At 71.6% G+C, this 19,010-nt stretch carries 20 protein-coding genes; 15 read left to right on the top strand and 5 right to left on the bottom strand.

Annotated elements, in window-relative coordinates:
* Positions 1-6: 6 nt before the first annotated feature.
* On the bottom strand, positions 7-867 hold the full coding sequence (locus tag A4R43_RS27190) for a GNAT family N-acetyltransferase (protein ID WP_113694904.1): 861 nt from the start codon (positions 865-867) through the stop codon (positions 7-9).
* A gap of 180 nt (positions 868-1,047) precedes the next feature.
* Positions 1,048-1,368 (bottom strand): ArsR/SmtB family transcription factor, encoded by a 321-nt coding sequence (locus A4R43_RS27185; protein ID WP_113694903.1) that lies wholly within the window; start codon positions 1,366-1,368, stop codon positions 1,048-1,050.
* A gap of 88 nt (positions 1,369-1,456) precedes the next feature.
* On the opposite strand from A4R43_RS27185, the gene A4R43_RS27180 reads away from it, so the two are divergent.
* Both A4R43_RS27180 and A4R43_RS27175 read left to right on the top strand, forming a co-directional pair.
* Entirely contained in the window at positions 1,457-2,233 is a 777-nt protein-coding gene (locus tag A4R43_RS27180; protein WP_113694902.1) for a hypothetical protein, read from the top strand.
* Positions 2,234-2,351: 118 nt separating this feature from the next.
* Positions 2,352-4,025, top strand: a complete 1,674-nt coding sequence (locus tag A4R43_RS27175) for an MDR family MFS transporter (protein WP_113694901.1) — start codon at positions 2,352-2,354, stop codon at positions 4,023-4,025.
* A gap of 55 nt (positions 4,026-4,080) precedes the next feature.
* Here A4R43_RS27175 and A4R43_RS27170 read toward each other — a convergent pair whose 3' ends face one another.
* The gene (locus tag A4R43_RS27170; RefSeq protein ID WP_113694900.1) at positions 4,081-4,602 is read right to left on the bottom strand and encodes an inorganic diphosphatase; all 522 of its coding nucleotides are present in this window, start codon (positions 4,600-4,602) and stop codon (positions 4,081-4,083) included.
* 253 nt (positions 4,603-4,855) lie between these two features.
* Positions 4,856-5,638, bottom strand: coding sequence for a hypothetical protein (locus tag A4R43_RS44650; protein WP_113694899.1), 783 nt, complete (start codon positions 5,636-5,638; stop codon positions 4,856-4,858).
* On the opposite strand from A4R43_RS44650, the gene dacB reads away from it, so the two are divergent.
* The 13 genes from dacB (at position 5,609) to folK (ending at position 18,059) form a co-directional block, all read left to right on the top strand.
* Positions 5,609-7,093: a D-alanyl-D-alanine carboxypeptidase/D-alanyl-D-alanine endopeptidase gene (gene dacB / locus A4R43_RS44645; protein WP_113694898.1), complete on the top strand. Its 1,485-nt coding sequence runs from the start codon at positions 5,609-5,611 to the stop codon at positions 7,091-7,093. The genes A4R43_RS44650 and dacB overlap by 30 nt on opposite strands.
* Before the next feature lie 17 nt (positions 7,094-7,110).
* Positions 7,111-8,178 carry a zinc-dependent metalloprotease gene (locus A4R43_RS27155; protein WP_162788610.1) on the top strand — a complete coding sequence of 356 codons (1,068 nt, stop codon included), beginning with the start codon at positions 7,111-7,113 and terminating at the stop codon, positions 8,176-8,178.
* Positions 8,175-9,158 carry a tRNA lysidine(34) synthetase TilS gene (tilS, locus tag A4R43_RS27150; protein ID WP_205215093.1) on the top strand — a complete coding sequence of 328 codons (984 nt, stop codon included), beginning with the start codon at positions 8,175-8,177 and terminating at the stop codon, positions 9,156-9,158. Before A4R43_RS27155 ends, tilS begins: the two co-directional genes overlap by 4 nt.
* An 11-nt stretch (positions 9,159-9,169) precedes the next feature.
* Positions 9,170-9,718: a hypoxanthine phosphoribosyltransferase gene (gene hpt, locus A4R43_RS27145; RefSeq protein ID WP_113694896.1), complete on the top strand. Its 549-nt coding sequence runs from the start codon at positions 9,170-9,172 to the stop codon at positions 9,716-9,718.
* 135 nt (positions 9,719-9,853) lie between these two features.
* The gene (locus tag A4R43_RS27140; RefSeq protein WP_113694895.1) at positions 9,854-10,222 is read left to right on the top strand and encodes a hypothetical protein; all 369 of its coding nucleotides are present in this window, start codon (positions 9,854-9,856) and stop codon (positions 10,220-10,222) included.
* Between the two features lie 20 nt (positions 10,223-10,242).
* Complete coding sequence (locus A4R43_RS27135; RefSeq protein ID WP_113694894.1) at positions 10,243-11,565, top strand: WXG100 family type VII secretion target; 1,323 nt, start codon at positions 10,243-10,245, stop codon at positions 11,563-11,565.
* Positions 11,565-12,365, top strand: a complete 801-nt coding sequence (locus A4R43_RS27130; RefSeq protein ID WP_113694893.1) for an ESX secretion-associated protein EspG — start codon at positions 11,565-11,567, stop codon at positions 12,363-12,365. The genes A4R43_RS27135 and A4R43_RS27130 overlap by 1 nt, the downstream gene beginning before the upstream one ends.
* 52 nt (positions 12,366-12,417) lie before the next feature.
* Positions 12,418-13,212 (top strand): ESX secretion-associated protein EspG, encoded by a 795-nt coding sequence (locus A4R43_RS27125; protein WP_113697910.1) that lies wholly within the window; start codon positions 12,418-12,420, stop codon positions 13,210-13,212.
* Positions 13,213-13,393: 181 nt separating this feature from the next.
* The gene (gene ftsH, locus A4R43_RS27120; protein ID WP_113694892.1) at positions 13,394-15,787 is read left to right on the top strand and encodes an ATP-dependent zinc metalloprotease FtsH; all 2,394 of its coding nucleotides are present in this window, start codon (positions 13,394-13,396) and stop codon (positions 15,785-15,787) included.
* Positions 15,762-16,382, top strand: coding sequence for a GTP cyclohydrolase I FolE (gene folE, locus A4R43_RS27115; protein ID WP_113697909.1), 621 nt, complete (start codon positions 15,762-15,764; stop codon positions 16,380-16,382). Before ftsH ends, folE begins: the two co-directional genes overlap by 26 nt.
* Positions 16,383-16,417: 35 nt before the next feature.
* A complete protein-coding gene (gene folP / locus A4R43_RS27110; protein ID WP_113697908.1) occupies positions 16,418-17,212 on the top strand; it encodes a dihydropteroate synthase in 795 nt (264 codons plus the stop codon).
* Positions 17,209-17,583 carry a dihydroneopterin aldolase gene (gene folB, locus A4R43_RS27105; protein WP_113694891.1) on the top strand — a complete coding sequence of 125 codons (375 nt, stop codon included), beginning with the start codon at positions 17,209-17,211 and terminating at the stop codon, positions 17,581-17,583. The genes folP and folB overlap by 4 nt, the downstream gene beginning before the upstream one ends.
* The gene (gene folK, locus A4R43_RS27100) at positions 17,580-18,059 is read left to right on the top strand and encodes a 2-amino-4-hydroxy-6-hydroxymethyldihydropteridine diphosphokinase (protein WP_113694890.1); all 480 of its coding nucleotides are present in this window, start codon (positions 17,580-17,582) and stop codon (positions 18,057-18,059) included. Before folB ends, folK begins: the two co-directional genes overlap by 4 nt.
* Here the strand turns inward: folK and A4R43_RS27095 are convergent.
* Positions 18,056-19,006, bottom strand: a complete 951-nt coding sequence (locus A4R43_RS27095; protein WP_113694889.1) for a helix-turn-helix domain-containing protein — start codon at positions 19,004-19,006, stop codon at positions 18,056-18,058. The two genes, folK and A4R43_RS27095, sit on opposite strands and share 4 nt — an antisense overlap.
* Positions 19,007-19,010: the final 4 nt, after the last annotated feature.

The raw sequence follows: 19,010 nt of genomic DNA, 5'->3' as shown, positions 1-19,010 counted from the left end.
CCTCGGTCAGGCGTCCCGGCGCCGGTCCCGGATCTCGGGGCCCGCTTCGAAACCGGCGGACCGGTAGGTGGCCACGGCGCCGACGTTGGCGCTCGGCGTGTAGACCACGACGCTCGACGAGCCGAGTTCGCGGAGCACGGCCGCCCCGGCGAGGGTGATCGCCCTGCCGTGGCCGTGGCCGCGGTGGTCGGCGTGCACGCCCATCGGCTCGACCGCGCCGGGCTTTCCCCGGCCGGCCGACCACACCGTCACCGTCGCCACGGCGTCGCCGTTGTCGTCGAAGGCGAGCAGGCAGCGCGCGTCGGCGTAGGGGAGGCCGGCGGCCATCGCGTGCCAGCGGTCGTCGGTGAACGTCGACCCGCCGAACGCCGAGCGCTGCACGGCCGTTCGCGTGGACACCAGGTCCGGTCCGACCACCTCGATCCGCACGCCGGGGTCCGCTACCGGTTCGGTGAGGTCACGCCGGAGCGGTGTCCACGGCTCGTCCACGCCCCAGCCGTTGTCGGTCAGCAGGTCGTGGACGAGTGCGCCCTGGATCGCCTCGAGATAGACCTTGCCCGCCGGTAGGACGTGGTGCCCGGCCAGGTCGTCGGCCAGTTGCCGGGCGAGTTCCTCGTCGCGCATGACGTCGGGGGCCATCGTCAGCCGCAGCAGGTCGGGCCCGTCCAGCAGGCCGATGGCGAGGATGCGGCCGTCACGGCTCCACGTCCGGACCGCCGCCGCGGTGGCCTCGGGGCCGAACCGCCAGAACCAGCCGATGTCACCGGGATGCAACTGGAACGGCGAGCCGTCGTACTGCCACTCGCGCAGCGCTCGCACCGCGCTGCCCAGCTCGTCGACCCGAGGCTCCCCCAACACGATCGTCATGCGCGGATCTCACACCAGTGAGCGCCCAGCCCGCACCCGCTTTTTATTCGGCGACAGCCACCACCCTTTCGCGCCGCTGGCCCGATGTCACGAATGTGGCTTTCGAGACGTTTGGCGTCTCGAAAGCCACATTCGTGACACGTCGGCTCCCGGGCACACCACGACGACGGGCTCCCGAGGTTATTCGGCGGCGGCGTCGAGGATGCGGTCCACCAGGCCGGGGAAGCGCTGCTCGAGCTCGGCCAGGCGCAGTGTGTTCATCCGCTGCCTGCCGACGTCCTCCTGCCGGATCAGGCCCGCCTTCCGCAGGCTCCGGAAGTGGTGGCTCAACGTGGACGGCGCCACCTTCAGCCCGAACGTGCCGCACGCCCGGTCGCCCTCGTCGATCAGCATTCGCACGATCTTGCGCCGCGTGGGGTCGGCGAGGGCCTGCAGCACGTCGTCCAGTGCCACCTCGTCGATCTCCGGGTGGGTCAGCGGCGTCCAGCGTCCGAGCGGCAAGGGTGCGTCCTTCTTTTCGACGGTTCACGAAGACTCTACCTCCGGTCTGCTCTATTCGAGATGTCTCGAAAAGACGACAGGAGGCGTCATGCGATCCACGATCAAGCTGTTCGTTCTCGCCACCCTCACCACCGCGAGCAGTCTTCTGCCCGCGGAAGCCGCTCAGCCGAAGTTCCCGCTGCCGACCCCCGGCGGGCCCGCGCCGATCGTCGAACCCGACGTCGCGGGCCCGGAGAACATCGACAACCTCGACGTCACCGTGCGCCCCGACGGCGGCACGCGCGACGGGATCGAGATCTTCTACGACCGCACCAGCCGCACCGCGACCGGCGAGAAGCCCGCTGCGATGCGTCAGTTCGTGTTCCTGTTCGACAAGTCCATCCGGTTCAACCCGGAGGCGTTCCCGACCTGCGACCGGGCCACCTTCGAGGCCGGTGGCCCCCAGGCCTGCCCGCCGGGGTCGAAGGTCGGCTCGGGTCAGGCCGACCTCTATCCGTCGACGGTCGCCGAGGTCGCGGTGTTCAACACGAAGTACGCCAACGGCCTGCGCGGCGTGCTGATCACCATCCCGGCGGGCGGGCTGGTGCTGGAGAACACCTTCGAGCCGGTGGTCGGCAAGTACCGCGCCGACTACCGCTGGGGCTCGGACGAACTGGCCAACCCGTCCACTCAGCCACCGGGGGAGCGGGCGGCGACCACGAGGTTCCGCGTGTCGTTCGGCGCCACGATCACCGAGGGTGGTCGCACCCACAGCTTCGCCGAAACCAGCGCGAAACCGGGCAAACCGCTGAATTTCGGACTGTGGAGCCATTTTGTCACCGGCCAGGTGGCGTTGCCGACGGACCGGACACCGCGGCCGTGGTGACGGAGCGCACAGAAATTTAGTTGCACGCTACAACAGGATCTCGGAATACTTGCGTCAGTCATGTAGTTGAGTGATGCAAGCAAGTAGGCCCGCCGGGGGCACGATCCGAGGAGCGAGAATGGCCGATTCCATCGAAGCAACCGAGCCCGGAGCACGGGGAGGGCTGTCGCACCGGCAGATCCTCACCGTGCTGTCCGGGCTGATGATGGGCATGTTCCTGGCCGCGCTCGACCAGACGATCGTGTCCTCGGCGATGAAAACCATCGCCGACGAACTGCACGGGCAGACCCTGCAGGCGTGGGCGACCACCGCCTACCTGATCACCGCGACCATCTCCACCCCGCTCTACGGCAAGCTGTCCGACCTCTACGGCCGCAAGCCGATGTACCTGACCGCGATCTCGCTGTTCCTCGCCGGTTCGCTGGCCAGCGGTTTCGCGGGCTCGATGTACGAGCTGGCCGCCTTCCGCGCCTTCCAGGGCTTGGGCGCCGGCGGCCTGATGTCGCTGGCGCTGGCCATCGTCGCCGACATCACCGCACCCCGGGAACGCGGCCGCTACCAGGGCTACTTCATGGCGGTCTTCGGCGTGTCCAGCGTGCTCGGGCCGGTGGTCGGCGGTGCCTTCGCCGGGCTGGACTCGTTCGCCGGGCTGGCCGGCTGGCGCTGGGTGTTCCTGATCAACGTGCCGGTGGCGCTGATCGCGCTGGTGGTGGTCACCAGGGTGCTCAACATCCCGCACACCCGGGTCGAGCAGCGGGTCGACTACGTGGGCGCGGCGACGCTGACCGTCGGGCTGGTGCCGCTGCTGATCGTCGCCGAGCAGGGCCGCGAATGGGGCTGGGGTTCGCTCACCGCGGTGCTGATGTACCTGGTCGGCGCCGCCGGGCTGGTCGCGTTCGTGCTGAACGAGCGGCGGATGGGCGACGCGGCGCTGCTGCCGCTGCGGCTGTTCCGGCGCCCGGCGTTCGCGCTGAGCACGGTGGTCACCTTCGTGCAGGGCGCCGGCATGTTCGGCGCGATGATGTCGCTGCCGCTGTACCTGCAGATCGTCAAGGGCGCCACGCCCACCGAAGCCGGGCTGCAGCTGCTGCCGCTGACCGCGGGGATCATGGTGGCGAGCCTGCTCTCCGGCCGGATCGTGGCGTCGACCGGGCGGTACAAGATCTTCGGCGTGCTCGGGCTCGGCCTGATGGCGGCGGCGATGTTCCTGTTCAGCACGATCGGCGTGGACACCCCGCTGGCGATCGTGATGGCGATGGCGTTCCTGATGGGCCTCGGCCTCGGCGGTGCCTTCCAGACCCTGCAGCTGGCCGCGCAGAACGACGTCGACCCGTCGGACCTGGGCGTGGCCACCTCGTCGACCACCTTCTTCCGGCAGATCGGCGGCACGGCCGGGACCGCGGTGTTCCTGTCGGTCCTGTTCGGCTCGGTCGGTGACCGGATCGTGGCGGCGGTGGCGCAGGCTGCGGCTGGTCTGTCCGGCCCGGCCTACGCGGCGGCGCTGGCCAACCCGGCGAACGCGGAGTTCGCGGCCCGGCTGTCGAGCGGGCAGCTGGACCTGAACGACACGTCGTTCCTCAACGGGCTGGACCCGGTGCTGGCGCGGCCCATCCTGGAGGGCTTCTCCAGCGCGATGAGCACGGTGTTCCTGGTCGGCGGGGTGCTGCTGGTGGCCGGTTTCGTGTTGCTGTGGTTCCTGCGGGAGACCCCGCTGGCCGACAAGTCGGCGCTGGAACTGCGGCAGGAAGCCGAAGACAACGAGGTGCGGCCGGTGCCCGCGCTCGCGCACTGAATTCACGCGAAAGGGCGGCTCCCCCGGATCGGGGAAGCCGCCCTTTTTGCGGTGCTCAGTGCTCGGCGGTGCCGTTCTCGGCGGCGAGCTTCGCCAGGCGGTCCTTCTCACGCTCGTAGGAGCGTTCGATCTCGGACTCGGCCTCGACGCGGCCCACCCAGGTGGAGCCCTCCACGCTCTTGGCGGGCTCGAGGTCCTTGTAGACCTCGAAGAAGTGCTGGATCTCCAGCTTGTGGAACTCGTTCAGGTGGTGGATGTCCCGGAGGTGCTCCAGGCGCGGGTCCGACGACGGCACGGCGAGCACCTTGTCGTCCGGGCCCTTCTCGTCGGTCATCCGGAACATGCCGATCGCGCGGCAGCGGATCAGGCAGCCGGGGAAGGTGGGCTCCTGCACCAGGACGAGCACGTCCAGCGGGTCGCCGTCCTGCCCCAGGGTGTCGTCGATGAAGCCGTAGTCGGCCGGGTACTGGGTGGCGGTGAACAGGGTGCGGTCCAGCTTGATGCGCCCGGTCTTGTGGTCCACCTCGTACTTGTTGCGCTCCCCCTTGGGGATTTCGATCGTGACGTCGAACTCCACGCCGATCCTCGCTGATCTTGTTTTGGCAAGCCCGGGCAAAGGCGGGCGGCTCACCGGTTCGTTGGCTTGACACCACTAGTGTGGACCACGCGTGACCACGGACCCGCACCGATGGGTTCTTGGTGTGAGCTGGGGGACACCGGAGGAGGGGTGCGTGCCGGACAGAACCAGGCCGGACGAGCCGGGATGGCCGGCCGACGAGCAGTGGCCGTCGGCCGATCACGACGACTCGCCGGGGCAGGCCGGACCACCTTCACCGGCCGAGCAGGACACGCTCTGGGTGCGGACCGGGGAGGTGCCCCAGGCCACCCAGCCGGTGCGGCAGCTGCGACCGCAGGGGTCGCAGCAGGGGTCGCTGTTCCAGCCGAACACTCCGCCGGAGGGCAGGGGAGGCGGGCAGCCGGAGGCGCCGGGCAGGCCAGTGGCCTGGCCACCGGACCAGTCGCCCCAGGCGCCAGGGCCGGACCAGCGGCGGCCGGACCAGCAACCGTGGCAGCGAGCCCAGCAGGCCGAAGCCCAGCAGTGGAACCGCCCGCCCCAGCGCCCCGACGCCGAGCAGCAGCCACGCCAGGCTGAGCAATGGAACCAGCAGCAGGCCCAGCCCCCTCGCCAGGGCGAACGCAATGGCGAGCAGTGGGGGCGGCCGCCGCAGGGCCAGCGCCAAGGCGAGCAGCGGAATCGGCCGCCGCAGGGCGAGTCCCAGCGTCAGGGCGAGCAGCGCGGCGATCAGTGGGGGCAGCCGCCGCAGGGCCAGCGCCAAGGCGAGCAGCGGGATCGGCCGCAGCAGGGCGAGCCCCCACGTCAGGGGGAGTCCTCGCGCCAGGGCGAGCCCCCACGTCAGGCTGAGTACAACGGCGACCAGTGGAACCGCCAGCAAGGCGAGTCCCAGCGTCAAGGCGAGCAGCGCGGCGACCAGTGGAACCGGCAGCAAGCCGAGCCACCCCGCCCCGCCGAGCAGTCCGGGCCCCAGGTCCCCGTCGTGCCCGCCACCGTGCACGCCCAGCCCATGCGCATCGAGCCCACCGGCGAGCAGCATCCCGCCCCGGCCACAACCGGCTCCGAAGAACCTCCGATCGCCGCGACCGAAGCCCCGCCCAGGAGGCGGCGCAAGTGGCCGTGGATCGCGGCCGTGCTGGTGGTCCTGCTCGTGCTCGGCGGCGGGGCGTTCGCCGCCGTGCAGCCGGCCGTGGCCAACCGCCTCGAGCTCCCGTGGGCGCCCAACAAGCCCAAGGGCGACCCACCCGCCCCGCTCGCGGTCAACCGCCAGCTCCAGCCGCCGGGACCGTCCGCGCCCAGCCCCACCCCGGCCGGGGTCGAGGCCGCGCTCAAGGGCCCGGCCGGCGCCGCCGCGCTCGGCACGCTCAGCGGCAGCGTGATCGACCCCGCCACCGGCACCGCGCTCTGGGCGAAGGACGCGAACAAGCCGCTCACCCCGGCCTCCACCACCAAGGTGCTCACCGTCGCCGCCGCGCTGCTGGCGCTGGACCCCGGCCACCAGATCTCCACCAAGGTGGTGCAGGGCGCCGATCCCGGCACCGCCATCGTCGTCGCGGGCGGCGATCCCACGATCAACTCGCTGCCCGCCGGCAAGGACTCCATCTACCCCGGCTCGGCGCACCTGGACGACCTGGTCAAGCAGGTCATGGAGGCCTCCGGCGGCAAGATCGAGCAGGTCCAGCTGGACCTCAGCGTCTACCAGGGCGACGGCATCGGGCCGGGCTGGGCGCCGGAGGACGCGCCGTCCACCTACGCCGCCGCGGTCGAGCCGGTGATGCTCGACGGCGGCCGCTCCAGCGCCACCGACGAGAAGTCGATGCGCGTCGCCAACCCGGCGCGCGGGTTCGCCGAGAAGTTCGCGAGCAAGCTCGGCGCCTCGGCGGGCGGCACCGCGAAGGCGCCCGAAGGCGCCAAGGTGCTCGGCGAGGTCAAGTCCGCGCCGCTCACCGAGCTGATCAGCAACGTGCTGAACCACTCCGACAACCTGATGGGTGACGCGCTCGCCAGGCAGACCGCGCTCGCCACCGGCGAACCGGCCTCCTTCCAGGGCGGCGCCAAGGCCACCCTGGACGTGCTGAAGAAAAACGGCTTCAACCTCGACGGCGTGGAGCTGTCCGACGGCAGCGGGCTCTCCGTGGACAACCGGATCCCGGCCAAGGTGCTCGCCGAAGTGCTCGCGGTGGCCGCCGCGCCGGACGGCAAGGACCCGCGCACGGCCAAGCTGCGCCCGCTGCTCGGGGACCTGTCGGTGGCCGGTGGCAGCAGCGGCCGCCTGGTCACCCGGTACACCTCCGGGCCGGAGGCGGCCGGCCGCGGCTGGGTGCGGGCGAAGACCGGCACGCTGTCCGGGGTGAACACGCTGGCCGGGGTGGTCCTGGACAAGGACGGCCACCTGCTGGTGTTCGCGCTGATGTCGCTGGGCTCGGAGTCCGACGGCGCACGCAGCGCACTGGACGCCGTGGTCGCCGAGTTGCGCGGTTGCGGCTGCCGATAGCCCGTATCGTCGATGGCATGACCGTCCAGTCTCCGAAGTCCCCGGAATCCGCAGGCGAAACGGACCGCACCAAACCGGTGGTCGACTGGTCGCTGGCCGCCGCGACCGGCGCCTTCCTGGTCCGCAGCGGCCCGGTGGTGCCGCGCGGTGAGGCGGACACCGCGGTCACCGAGCTGCGTGAGCTGACCATTCCCGCCGAGGAACACGTCCGCGAGCTGACCGGACTCGGCGCCGGGCTGCCGCTGCTTCCCGGTGAGGTGGTCGACCGCCCGGCGTGGGTCCGCTCGGCGGCCGCCGGCCTGGACTCGCTCACCCACAAGGCCCTGGCCAGGGAGAACACCCCGTTCGCGCCGGTGCTCGCGGCCGGGGCCGGGGTGCAGACCGGCGTGGTGCTGTCGTTCCTGGCCTCGCGCGTGCTCGGGCAGTACGACCCGTTCGGCGGGCCGGAGAAGGAAGGCCAGCTGCTGCTGGTCGCGCCGAACGTGGTGGCCGCGCAGCGGGCGATGAACGTGCCCGCGCGGGACTTCCGGATGTGGGTCTGCCTGCACGAGTGCACCCACCGGCTCCAGTTCACCGCGGTCACCTGGCTGCGCGACTACTTCGCCGACGAGGTGGAGCGGCTGGTCGGCGGCCTCGCCGACGCCGAGGGCATCGGTGACCTGCTCGGCAGGCTGCCGGACACGCTCAAGGAAGTGAAGAACCGCCGGAACCTCGCCGAGCTGTTCCAGTCCCCGCAGCAGCGGGCCGTGTTCGACCGGCTGCTCGCGCTGTCCACCCTGCTCGAAGGGCACGCGGACTACGTGATGGACGCGGTCGGCCCGGCGGTGGTGCCGAGCGTGGCCACCATCCGCAGCCGGTTCACCGAGCGGCGCAAGGGCGGCGGCCTGCTCGACAGGCTGCTCCGGAGCCTGCTCGGCATCGACGCGAAGATCCGCCAGTACGCCGAGGGCGCCGCGTTCACCAGGCACGTGGTCGCCAAGGCCGGGATGGACGGCTTCAACGCGGTCTGGACCTCGCCGAACACGCTGCCCAGCCGCGCGGAGATCGCCGATCCGGACGCGTGGCTGCGCCGCATGGGCCGGTGAAACCGGATCCGGCCGTCGCGCGGGTGCGCCGGGCGGTGCGGGAGTTCTTCGGCGATCCGGTGCGGACCTCGGCGCTGACCTCGGGTGAGCTCGGGGTCGCCGTCTCCGGCGGCGCGGATTCGCTCGCGCTCGCCGAGGCCGCCGCGTTCACCGGGCACCGCCTGGGCGTGCGCGTGCGGGCGCTGGTGGTGGACCACGGGTTGCAGCCCGGATCCGCCGAGGTGGCCGAGCACGCGGCCGCGACCGCGCTCAAGCTCGGTGTGGACGGGGCGACCGTGCTGCCCGTCGAGGTGACCGGCCCCGGTGGACCCGAAGCAGCCGCGCGCCGGGCCCGCTACGCCGCGCTGGCCGGTGCCCTGCCCGGCGCGCTCGTCCTGCTCGGGCACACCCGCGACGACCAGGCCGAAACCGTGTTGCTCGGGCTGGGGCGAGGGTCGGGGCCGCGGTCGGTGTCCGGCATGCGCCCGCTCGATCCGCCGTGGGGCCGTCCGCTGCTCGACCTGCCGAGGTCGGCCACCGAAGCCGCCTGCGCGGCACTCGGCGTCGAACCGTGGTCGGATCCGCACAACACCGATCCCCGGTTCACCCGCGTCCGGCTGCGCCGCGAAGTGCTGCCGCTGCTGGAGGACGTGCTTTCCGGCGGGGTCGCCGCCGCGCTGGCCAGGACAGCGAAGCAGCTGCGCGAGGACTCCGAGGCGCTCGACCAGCTCGCCGACGAGGTGCTGCTGTCCGCCCGCAACGGCCCGGTGCTGGAGATCGAGCCGCTGCTCGGCGTGCCCGCGCCGCTGCGCCGCCGTGCGCTGCGGCGATGGCTGCTCGACGCCGGTGTGCGCGAGCTCACCGATGCCCACCTGCGCTCGGTGGACGACTTGGTCGGTGCCTGGCGGGGCCAGGGCGGCGTTTGGTTACCCGGCGACTTGGTGGCCGGGAGGGCGCATGGCAGGCTGAGCCTGCTCCCACCCGGACGGACCAAGAGGTAAAGGGGAAACCCGTGTACGAAGGCGACATCGCCTCCGTGCTCATCACCGAGCAGCAGATCAACGACAAGATCACCGAACTGGCCGAGCAGGTCGCCGCGGACTACCCGCCCGGTGGCACCGACCTCCTGCTGGTCGGCGTGCTCAAGGGCGCGGTCATGTTCATGACCGACTTCGCCCGCGCGTTGCCGGTGCCCGCGCAGCTGGAGTTCATGGCGGTGTCCTCCTACGGGTCGTCGACCTCGTCCTCGGGCGTGGTGCGCATCCTCAAGGACCTCGACCGCGACATCGCCGGGCGGGAGGTGCTCATCGTCGAGGACATCGTCGACTCCGGGCTCACCCTGTCCTGGCTGCTGAAGAACCTGGCCAGCCGCAACCCGGCCTCGCTCCAGGTGTGCTCGCTGCTGCGCAAGCCGGAGGCGGTCAAGGTGGACGTGCCGGTCAAGTACATCGGCTTCGACATCCCGAACGAGTTCGTCGTCGGCTACGGGCTCGACTACGCCGAGCGGTACCGCGACCTGCCCTACATCGGCACGCTGGACCCGAAGGTCTACTCGTCCTGACCGGCGGGAAAACCCGGAACCGCAGTGCGGGAGAACGCGTCATAGGGCCGCATCGGTTGCGTTAACCTATGCGAAGGACGGAGCCGGCCGCGCGACGTGGACGCGGCCACCGAACCTGGGGACAGGAGAGGCAGGATGGGGAACAGCAGCTTGGCGGACGCCGCCGCCTTCCGCAACGCCGCGGCCACCGGCCAGGTGGGGGTGGACCCGGACGCCGCGCAGACCGTGCTGAACAAGATCCGCACGGGCAAGGACGCCGTCGAAGCCCTGCTCAACGGGGCCGGCACGCTGGCGGAGCCGCCGAAGCTCGGCGCCAACCCGGTCGGCCAGGCCATCGCCGCGAAGGTCTCCGACCGCGCCCAGGGCGGCGGTGACTCCTACGCCACTGCGCTGCAGAACCTGCTCTACCAGTACGAGCAGGCGGAGCAGGGCATTCTCGCCGCGATGAAGCACTACCAGGACTTCGAGCACGACACCGTCAACGCGCTCAACGGCCGCGCGTGAGACCGAGGGGGTAACCGAGCATGGCACCGCAGGATGGGTCGAACGTCCCTCTCGGGGACAACTCGTCGACCGTGGACATCGTGGAGAGCGCCCGTGGCCGGGCCGACGGTCCCGACATGGGCTCCGACCGCGCGATCACGAACCCGCCGAACTGGCAGGCGCAGGAGAGCCAGCAGCTCTACGAAGGCGCCACGGTCAACAACGACCCCGGTACCGCCGAGGCCACCAGCCAGGTCTGGACGCAGCACAGCAAGGAGCTGAACCAGGCGGCGAACGACCTGTACAACGCGATCAGCGAGCTGGGCGCGGCGTGGGTCGGCCAGGGTGCCGGTGCCGCGCAGGGCACGCTCGTGGCCATCGCGAACTCCAGCGCCACCGCTTCGGAAGCGGCCAGCACCATGTCCAGCCGGCTGGCCCAGCAGGCCGCCGCGGCGGCCGAGGTCAAGAAGATGCCGGCCCCGAAGCAGTTCGACCCGCAGAAGCAGACCGAGGCCATGCTGGCCGGCGGTCCGGCGGCGATGGTCGCGGACATGAAGGCGCAGTCGGACGCCGCGGACGAGGTCAAGGCGCAGCAGGTGGCCTTCTTCAACCGCTACACCCAGGCGATGTCCGAGGTGGACAGCACCACGCCGAGCTTCGGCCCCGAGTCGCTCGGGCTCAAGCCGTTCACCGGCAGCGGCCCGTCGGGTCTCGGCCTGACCGGCGTCAGCGGTGGTGTGCCGTCGGTCGGCGGTGCCTCGGTGACCGGCCCGTACGGCGGTTACAGCGGTGACTACGCCTCCGGCGCTCCGGGGCTGGGCAGCAGCTCGTCCGCCACGCCCGGTGCATCGGTCAGCTCGGCCACCACGCAGGCCGGTTACGCGCCCGGTACCGGCGTCGGAGTGGGGACCGGCGTGGGTGCCGGTGCCGCCCCGACCCCGCCGCCCGCCGCGCCGGCCGGCAACCCGGCCGCGGCGCTCGGTGCCGCGGGCCTCGGTGGCGCCGCCGGTCTCGCCGGTGGCCGCGCGCTGGGCAGCGGGAACCGCAGCGGGGCCACCCGCTCGGCCGCGTCGGAGACCGGTGCCGCCGCGCAGCAGGCCCCGAACAGCGCCGCCAGCGCCGCCCCGCAGAACGCGGGCGTGGTCTCGCCCGGTGGCACGATCGGTGGCCAGGGCACCCCGCCGCCGATGGGCATGGGCGGCATGGGTGGCATGGGCGGGGCCCACGGCGCCCAGGCGCAGGAGGAAGAGGAGCACACCCACGCCTCGTTCCTGATCGAGCCCGACCCCGACGACGCGTTCGGCGCGAACGAGGCCACGCCGCCGCCGGTGATCGGCGCGTGGACCGACGACGAGGAGCGTTAATGGCGCAGGCGGAGCTGCTGACTCCGCTGGAGCTCGACTTCCTGTGGGAGTCCTACGGCAACGCCGAGTTGCCGTATCCGCTGAAGGCCCGCTCGCACGGCGAAACCGTCGACGAGCGGGCCACGCTCCGGCAGCAGGTGCTGACCGGCCTGGTGCAGCGCGGGGTGGCCGACAGCCGCGGCCGCCCCGAGCCCCACATCGAGGACTGGTTCGGCCTGCTGGCCGCGCCGGAGCTGAGCCTGGATTCGGTGCACCTGCCGAATCCAGGCCTCGAGCCGATCCTGGCGGTGGCCTGCGCGCTTGGCGGGCAGGGCCTGCTCGCCGTGCAGGACCACCGCGGCCTGCACCTGCACCAGACCCCGGCGGACGGGCTGGCCAGCGCCATCGTCGGCCTGCTGCCGCCCGCGCCCCGCGGCAGTGAGAAGTCCATCACGGTGCCGCTGGAGCAGCTGATCTCCGGTTCCGGGGTGGACTTCATGCAGCGCCGCGGCCCGGCGGGGGCCGACGGCCGGTCGAGCGCCGACGAGGACCGCAAGGCGCTGGCCAGGCTGCACGCGCAGCCCCGGCTGCGTGGCGGGCAGATCGGCGCGAACGCCCGCAACCGCACCGGCGGCAAGGTGCGCACGCCGGTGCTGAGCTGGTTCGACACCGAGTCGGGCCGCTACTTCACCCAGGCCACCCGCGGCCGCGACGGCCGCGACTGGATCACCATCGCCCCGGCGGACGCGCCGACCCTGCGCAACCGCCTCGGTGAGATGCTCTCGGGTGCCGCCAGCGACGCCGGCGCCGCCCGCATCTGAACCCGTTCCACAGGAGGAGCAAGTGCCCGCTGCGCAGGAGTTCTTCACGCCGATGGCGTTCGACTTCCTCTGGGAGGCGATGAACATCGGGGAACTCCCGTACCCGCTGCGGGTCCGTTCGCACGGCGCCACCGAGGACGAGCGGATCGCGCTGCGGCACCGCGTCAACGCCGAGCTCAAGGCCCGTGGTGTGCGCGACACCCACGGCAGGCTCGAACCCCACATCGAGGACTGGCTCACCCTGCTCGCCAGGCCGACGACCAGCATCGACGCCCTGCACATCCCCGACTTCCAGGCCCCGCCGGTCGGCGTGCTCGCCGCTTCGGACGGCCGGGACGCGGTGGTCGCGGTGCAGGACGCCGACGGCATCTGGCTGCGGCCCGCCTATCCGGAGAGCCTGGTCTCGTCGGTGATCGACCTGCTGCCGTCCGGTCCGCGCGGCACCGAGGCGTCCATCACGCTCCCGCTGCAGGAAGCCATGCGCACCCCGCCGAAGCGGCCGGTGCTCTCCGGCGCTTCGGCCGCCAAGGAAGGCGAGGGCAAGGGCCGCGAACGCCGCCGTCCCTCGCTGGCCGACCGGCCGTCGGACCCGCGTGAGGCGTACGCCCTGCTCTCCGGGCAGCCGCGCATCCGCGGTGGTCAGCTCGCGGCGAACACGCGGAACTCGATGGGCACCCGCCGCCGCTCGCCGGTGCTCGCCTGGTTCGACACCTCCACCGGCCGGTACCTCAGCCTTTCCCGGCCGGGGCGGGATGGCAGCGAATGGGTGACGGTGGCTCCCGCCGACCCGAAGACGCTGCGCAGCCGCCTCGGTGAGATGGTGGCCGCACTGGGTGAGACCCGGTAGGGAACACACACGCACGCACATCCGTTGACCTGCGGGAGGCGCGCACAGGTGCCCGTCCGAGGTGGGCGGTACCCTGGTGGGACGCGTACCCCGTGCGCCGCTGAACTTGTCAAGATCGTGACGGCGGATGTCACACAAACCGCCTAATCAGGGAGGGCTGAGGCCACCACGGCCGAGTCATATGGACCGGAAGCGCCTGCTCAAGAACCCACTGCTGTGGATCCTCGCCCTCGTGCTGCTCTACTTCGTGTTCTCCACGATCTTCGACAGCGACCGCGCCTACACGCAGACCCCGACCTCCCAGGCGATGGCCCAGGTCACCAGCGGGAACGTGAAGGAAGCGAACCTCGAGGACAAGGAGCAGCAGCTCAAGCTGACCCTGGCCAACCCGATCGAGGTCGACGGCAAGCAGGTCACGCAGATCCGCACGCAGTACCCGGCCGAGGCCGGTGACGAGATCTACAACGGGCTGATCCAGGCCAAGAACAACGGCCAGCCGATCAAGTTCGGCACCACGGTCAGCCAGGACTCGATCTTCACCCAGCTGCTGATCTACATGATCCCGCTGGCCCTGCTGCTGCTGTTGCTGATGTGGATGATGAACAACGCCCAGGGTGGCGGGAACCGCGTCCTCAACTTCGGCAAGTCGAAGGCCAAGCAGCTCAACAAGGACATGCCGAAGACCACCTTCGGGGACGTCGCCGGCGCCGACGAGGCCGTCGAAGAGCTGTACGAGATCAAGGACTTCCTGCAGAACCCGGCGCGCTACCAGGCGCTCGGCGCGAAGATCCCGAAGGGCGTGCTGCTCTACGGGCCGCCGGGTACCGGTAAGACGCTGCTGGCGCGCGCGGTGGCCGGTGAGGCCGGTGTGCCGTTCTACACGATCTCCGGTTCGGACTTCGTGGAGATGTTCGTCGGTGTCGGTGCCTCCCGCGTGCGTGACCTGTTCGAGCAGGCCAAGCAGAACGCGCCGTGCATCATCTTCGTCGACGAGATCGACGCGGTCGGCCGCCAGCGCGGCGCCGGCCTCGGCGGCGGGCACGACGAGCGCGAGCAGACGCTGAACCAGCTGCTGGTCGAGATGGACGGCTTCGACGCGCGCGGCGGCATCATCCTGATCGCCGCCACCAACCGCCCGGACATCCTGGACCCGGCGCTGCTGCGCCCCGGCCGCTTCGACCGCCAGATCCCGGTGTCCGCGCCGGACATGCGCGGCCGCCGCGCCATCCTGGCCGTGCACTCCAAGGGCAAGCCGATCGCGCAGGGCACCGATCTCGACGCGCTGGCCAAGCGCACGGTCGGCATGTCCGGTGCCGACCTGGCCAACGTGATCAACGAGGCCGCGCTGCTCACCGCCCGCCAGAACGGGCACGTGATCACCGACGCCGCGCTCGAGGAGTCGGTGGACAGGGTGATCGGCGGCCCGGCGCGCAAGAGCCGGATCATCTCCGAGAAGGAGAAGAAGATCACCGCCTACCACGAGGGCGGGCACGCGCTCGCCGCGTGGGCGATGCCGGACATCGAGCCGGTGTACAAGCTGACCATCCTGCCCCGCGGCCGGACCGGCGGGCACGCGCTGCTGGTGCCCGAGGACGACAAGGAGCTGATGACCCGGTCGGAGATGATCGGGCGCCTGGTCTTCGCGATGGGTGGCCGGACCGCGGAGGAGCTGGTCTTCCACGAGCCGACCACCGGCGCCTCGTCCGACATCGAGCAGGCGACCAAGATCGCCCGCGCGATGGTCACCGAGTACGGCATGAGCGCGCGGCTCGGCGCGGTCAAGTACGGCCAGGAGCAGGGCGACCCGTTCCTCGGCCGGTCGGCGGGCCGCCAGGCGGACTACTCGCTCGAGGTCGCGCACGAGATCGACGAAGAGGTCCGCAAGCTCATCGAAACCGCGCACACCGAGGCGTGGGAGGTGCTCAACACCTACCGCGACGTGCTCGACGAGCTGGTCATCGAGCTGCTGGAGAAGGAAACCCTGCAGCGCAAGGACCTGGAGCGCATCTTCGCCACGGTGGAGAAGCGGCCGCACATCACCGTGTTCAACGAGTTCGGTGAGCGCACCCCGTCGGACAAGCCGCCGATCAAGACCCCCGGTGAGCTGGCCATCGAGCGCGGGGAGCCGTGGCCCCCGCCGCAGGAGAAGCCGGTGGTGCGCCCGGCGCCGACCCCGGTCGGCACCGCGCCCGGTGGGGGTGACCTGCCCGGCGGGCCGCCGCACGGCGCGCCGGAGCCGCCGCCGAACCCGAACCCGTTCGCCCCGCCGCCCCCCGGTGGTTACCCGAACGGCGCCCGGCCGCACAACGGCCCGAACGGCACCGCGCACTGGCCGCAGCCGCAGGCACCGCAGCCGTACGGCGGGCAGCCGCCGTACCAGCCGGGCAGCGGGCAGAACCCGGCCGGGCCGCCGCACTACGGCGCGCCTCCCGGCTGGACCCCGGCCACGTCGCCGGGTGGGCAGCCGGCCCAGCCGTGGCGGCCCGCCGACCAGCCGCCGCCCGCCGATCCGGGCCAGGCCCAGGGCGGTCAGCGGCCGGAGGGTGACGATCAGGACGGCCAGCAGCGCCGCTGAGCACCGGGTCAGCGATGATGGTCCGGTGTTCGATCAGGATCGTGCCGAGAAGGCCGTGCGCGAGCTGCTGCTCGCGTGCGGCGAGGACCCGGACCGCGAAGGTCTGGTAGAGACGCCCGCGCGGGTGGCGCGGGCGTATCACGAGATGTTCGCCGGGCTGTACAGCAATCCGGACCAGGTGCTGGACCGCACCTTCGACGAAAGTCACGAGGAGCTGGTCCTGGTCACCGACATCCCGCTGTACAGCACCTGCGAGCACCACCTGGTGCCGTTCCACGGGGTGGCGCACGTCGGCTACATCCCGAACTCCCACGGCAAGGTGACCGGGCTGTCGAAGCTGGCGCGGCTGGTCGACCTGTACGCCAAGCGCCCGCAGGTGCAGGAGCGGCTGACCTCGCAGGTCGCCGACGCGCTCGACCGCAAGCTGCAGCCGAGCGGAGTGATCGTGGTGGTCGAGGCCGAGCACCTGTGCATGGCGATGCGCGGCATCCGCAAGCCGGGCGCGCGCACCACCACCTCCGCGGTGCGCGGCATCCTGCGGACGTCGGCCACCTCGCGGGCCGAGGCGCTGAACCTGATCAAAGGCCGCGGGTGAACCCCGCGCTGCCGGCCCCGGAGCGGTGCGCGGTGATGGGCGTGCTGAACGTCACCCCGGACTCGTTCTCCGACGGCGGCCGCTACCTCAACGTCGATGCCGCGCTGGCGCACGCCCGTGAGATGTGGGCGCGGGGGGCGGACGTGATCGACGTGGGCGGTGAGTCGACCAGGCCGGGTGCGGCCAGGGTGGACGCGCCGACCGAGATCGCGCGCGTGCTGCCGGTGATCAGGGCGCTCGCCGAAGAGGGCATGGTGCTGTCGGTGGACACCACGCGGGCCGCGGTCGCGGCGGCCGCGGTGGAGGCCGGTGCGCAGATCATCAACGACGTTTCCGGCGGCCTCGCCGACCCGGACATGGCGAAGGTGGCCGCGGCCACCGAAATGCCCTGGGTGCTGATGCACTGGCGCGGGCACAGCCGTGAGATGACCAAGCTGGCCGTCTACTCCGACGTGGTCGCCGAGGTGCGCGCGGAACTGTCCGCGCGGGTGGACGCGGCACTGGCCGCCGGGGTCGACGCCGGCGCGATCGTGCTGGACCCCGGCCTCGGTTTCGCGAAGCAGGCCGAGCACGACTGGGCGTTGCTGCACCACCTGGACGCGGTGCTTTCGCTCGGCTTCCCGGTGCTGGTCGGGGCTTCGCGCAAGCGTTTCCTGGGCAGGCTGCTGGCCGACGAAGCCGGTGAACCAAGGCCGCCCGCCGGTCGTGAGCACGCCACCGCCGCGGTGTCCGCGCTGGCCGCCGCGGCCGGGGCGTGGGGCGTGCGCGTGCACGAGGTCGGCGCCTCACTGGACGCCGTCGCCGTCGCCGCGGCCTGGAGGCGGGGATGACCGACCGCATCACGCTGACCGGCCTGCGGGTGTTCGGGCGGCACGGGGTCTTCGAGCACGAGAAGCGCGACGGGCAGGAGTTCGTCGTGGACATCACCGTGTGGCTGGACCTGGACGAGGCCGCCGCCACCGACGACCTGACCAAAACGCTGCACTACGGCGAACTGGCGCAGCTGGCCGCGGACATCGTCGCCGGTGAGCCGTACGACCTGATCGAGAGCGTCGGCGGCCGGATCGCCGACGAGGTGATGAAGGACTCGCGGCTGCACGCGGCCGAGGTGACCGTGCACAAGCCGTCGGCCCCGATCTCGCTCACCTTCGACGACGTGGCGGTGACCATCCGCCGGTCGCGGCGAGGGGCACGCGGATGAGCCGCGCGGTGCTCTCGCTCGGCTCGAACCTCGGCGACCGGCTCGGCCACCTGAACTCGGTGGTGACCGCGTTGCGGCCGGTCGCGGTGTCCTCGGTGTACGAGACGAAGCCGTGGGGTGTGGAGGACCAGCCGGACTTCCTGAACGCGGTGTGCGTGGTGGACGACCCGGCCCGCGACCACTGGGCGTGGCTGCGGGCCGGGCAGGAACTGGAGCGCGCGGCTGGCCGCGTCCGGGAGCTGCGCTGGGGGCCGCGCACGCTGGACGTCGACGTGGTGACCGTGGACGACGTGCGCTCGGCCGATCCCGAACTGCTGCTCCCGCACCCCGGTACGCCGGAGCGGGCGAGCGTGCTCATCCCGTGGCTGGAGATCGAGCCGGACGCCGTGCTGCCGGGGCACGGCCCGATCGCCGACCTGCTGGCCGCCCTGCCCGACGCGGGCGTGCACCGGCGCCGCGATCTGGTGCTCGGTTAGTCGATCGTCGCTCGCATCGCCTCGATGAGCCACCGCACGGCGGGCGCCTGGGTGGGGATCGGCGGCCAGCCGTTGATGATCGCGAGCAGCTGCCAGTACCGCTCGGCGCGTGGATCACCACCTTGGGCGAATCGCTCGAGCACTTCACGCCGATATAACACATCCGACGCGTCCCGCTCACCGGCCGAGGCGTTGAACAGTTCGTCGGCCAGCGCTCGTCCTTCTGGCGAATCCGGCGCTAGCCCGGCTGCCAGCGCCTCGTTCGCCCGGGTGAACAAGGTGGTGTAGTCCGGTTGGTCCGCGGGCGCCATCGACTCGCCGCGCTCGCGGGCCGCGGAATGCTGCTCGCTCATCCGCCGGATCAGCGCCCGGAAGTCCGGGTCCTGCACCAATTCGGCGAATTCGATCCAGGCTTCGAGCTGCTCGGCGGACGGGTCCTCCGGCAACTCCGGCTTCGCCGACCGCATCCGGTCGTAGAACTCCTGGTGCACGTCGAGTCCTTCGACCATTTCGGCCCAGAACTCGTCGATCAGCCGACGCCGTTCTTCGTCGGACATCGAGGCCAGCTTGTTCATCAGCTTCACTTCCTCCAGTTCGGATCCCCGTTTCGCGACCGCGCGCAGCACCGACCGCCGCAACCGCAGCCGCCGGATCTGCTCGTCGAGCGCGTCCACGTGCACCGCCGCGAGGTCGGCCACGCTGGCCTGCCCGGCCAGCGCGCGTTCCACCTCGGGCAGGCCGAGCCCCAGTTCACGCAGGGTCTTGACCAGTTCGAGCCGGGCCATCGCCTGCGCGTCGTAGAGCCGGTACCCGGCGTGGGTCCGGTCCGTCGGCGGCAGCAGGCCCTCGTCGGAGTAGAACCGGATCGTCTTCACCGGCAGGCCGGTGCGCCTGGCCAGCTCGCCGATGGTGAACCGGGGCGCGGTCGCGGAGTGCACAACAGGCATGCTG

The sequence above is a fragment of the Amycolatopsis albispora genome, from assembly GCF_003312875.1.
Taxonomy (GTDB): domain Bacteria; phylum Actinomycetota; class Actinomycetes; order Mycobacteriales; family Pseudonocardiaceae; genus Amycolatopsis; species Amycolatopsis albispora.
Note: the sequence above shows the minus strand (reverse complement) of the source record. Positions and strands in the feature narration are given on the sequence as shown.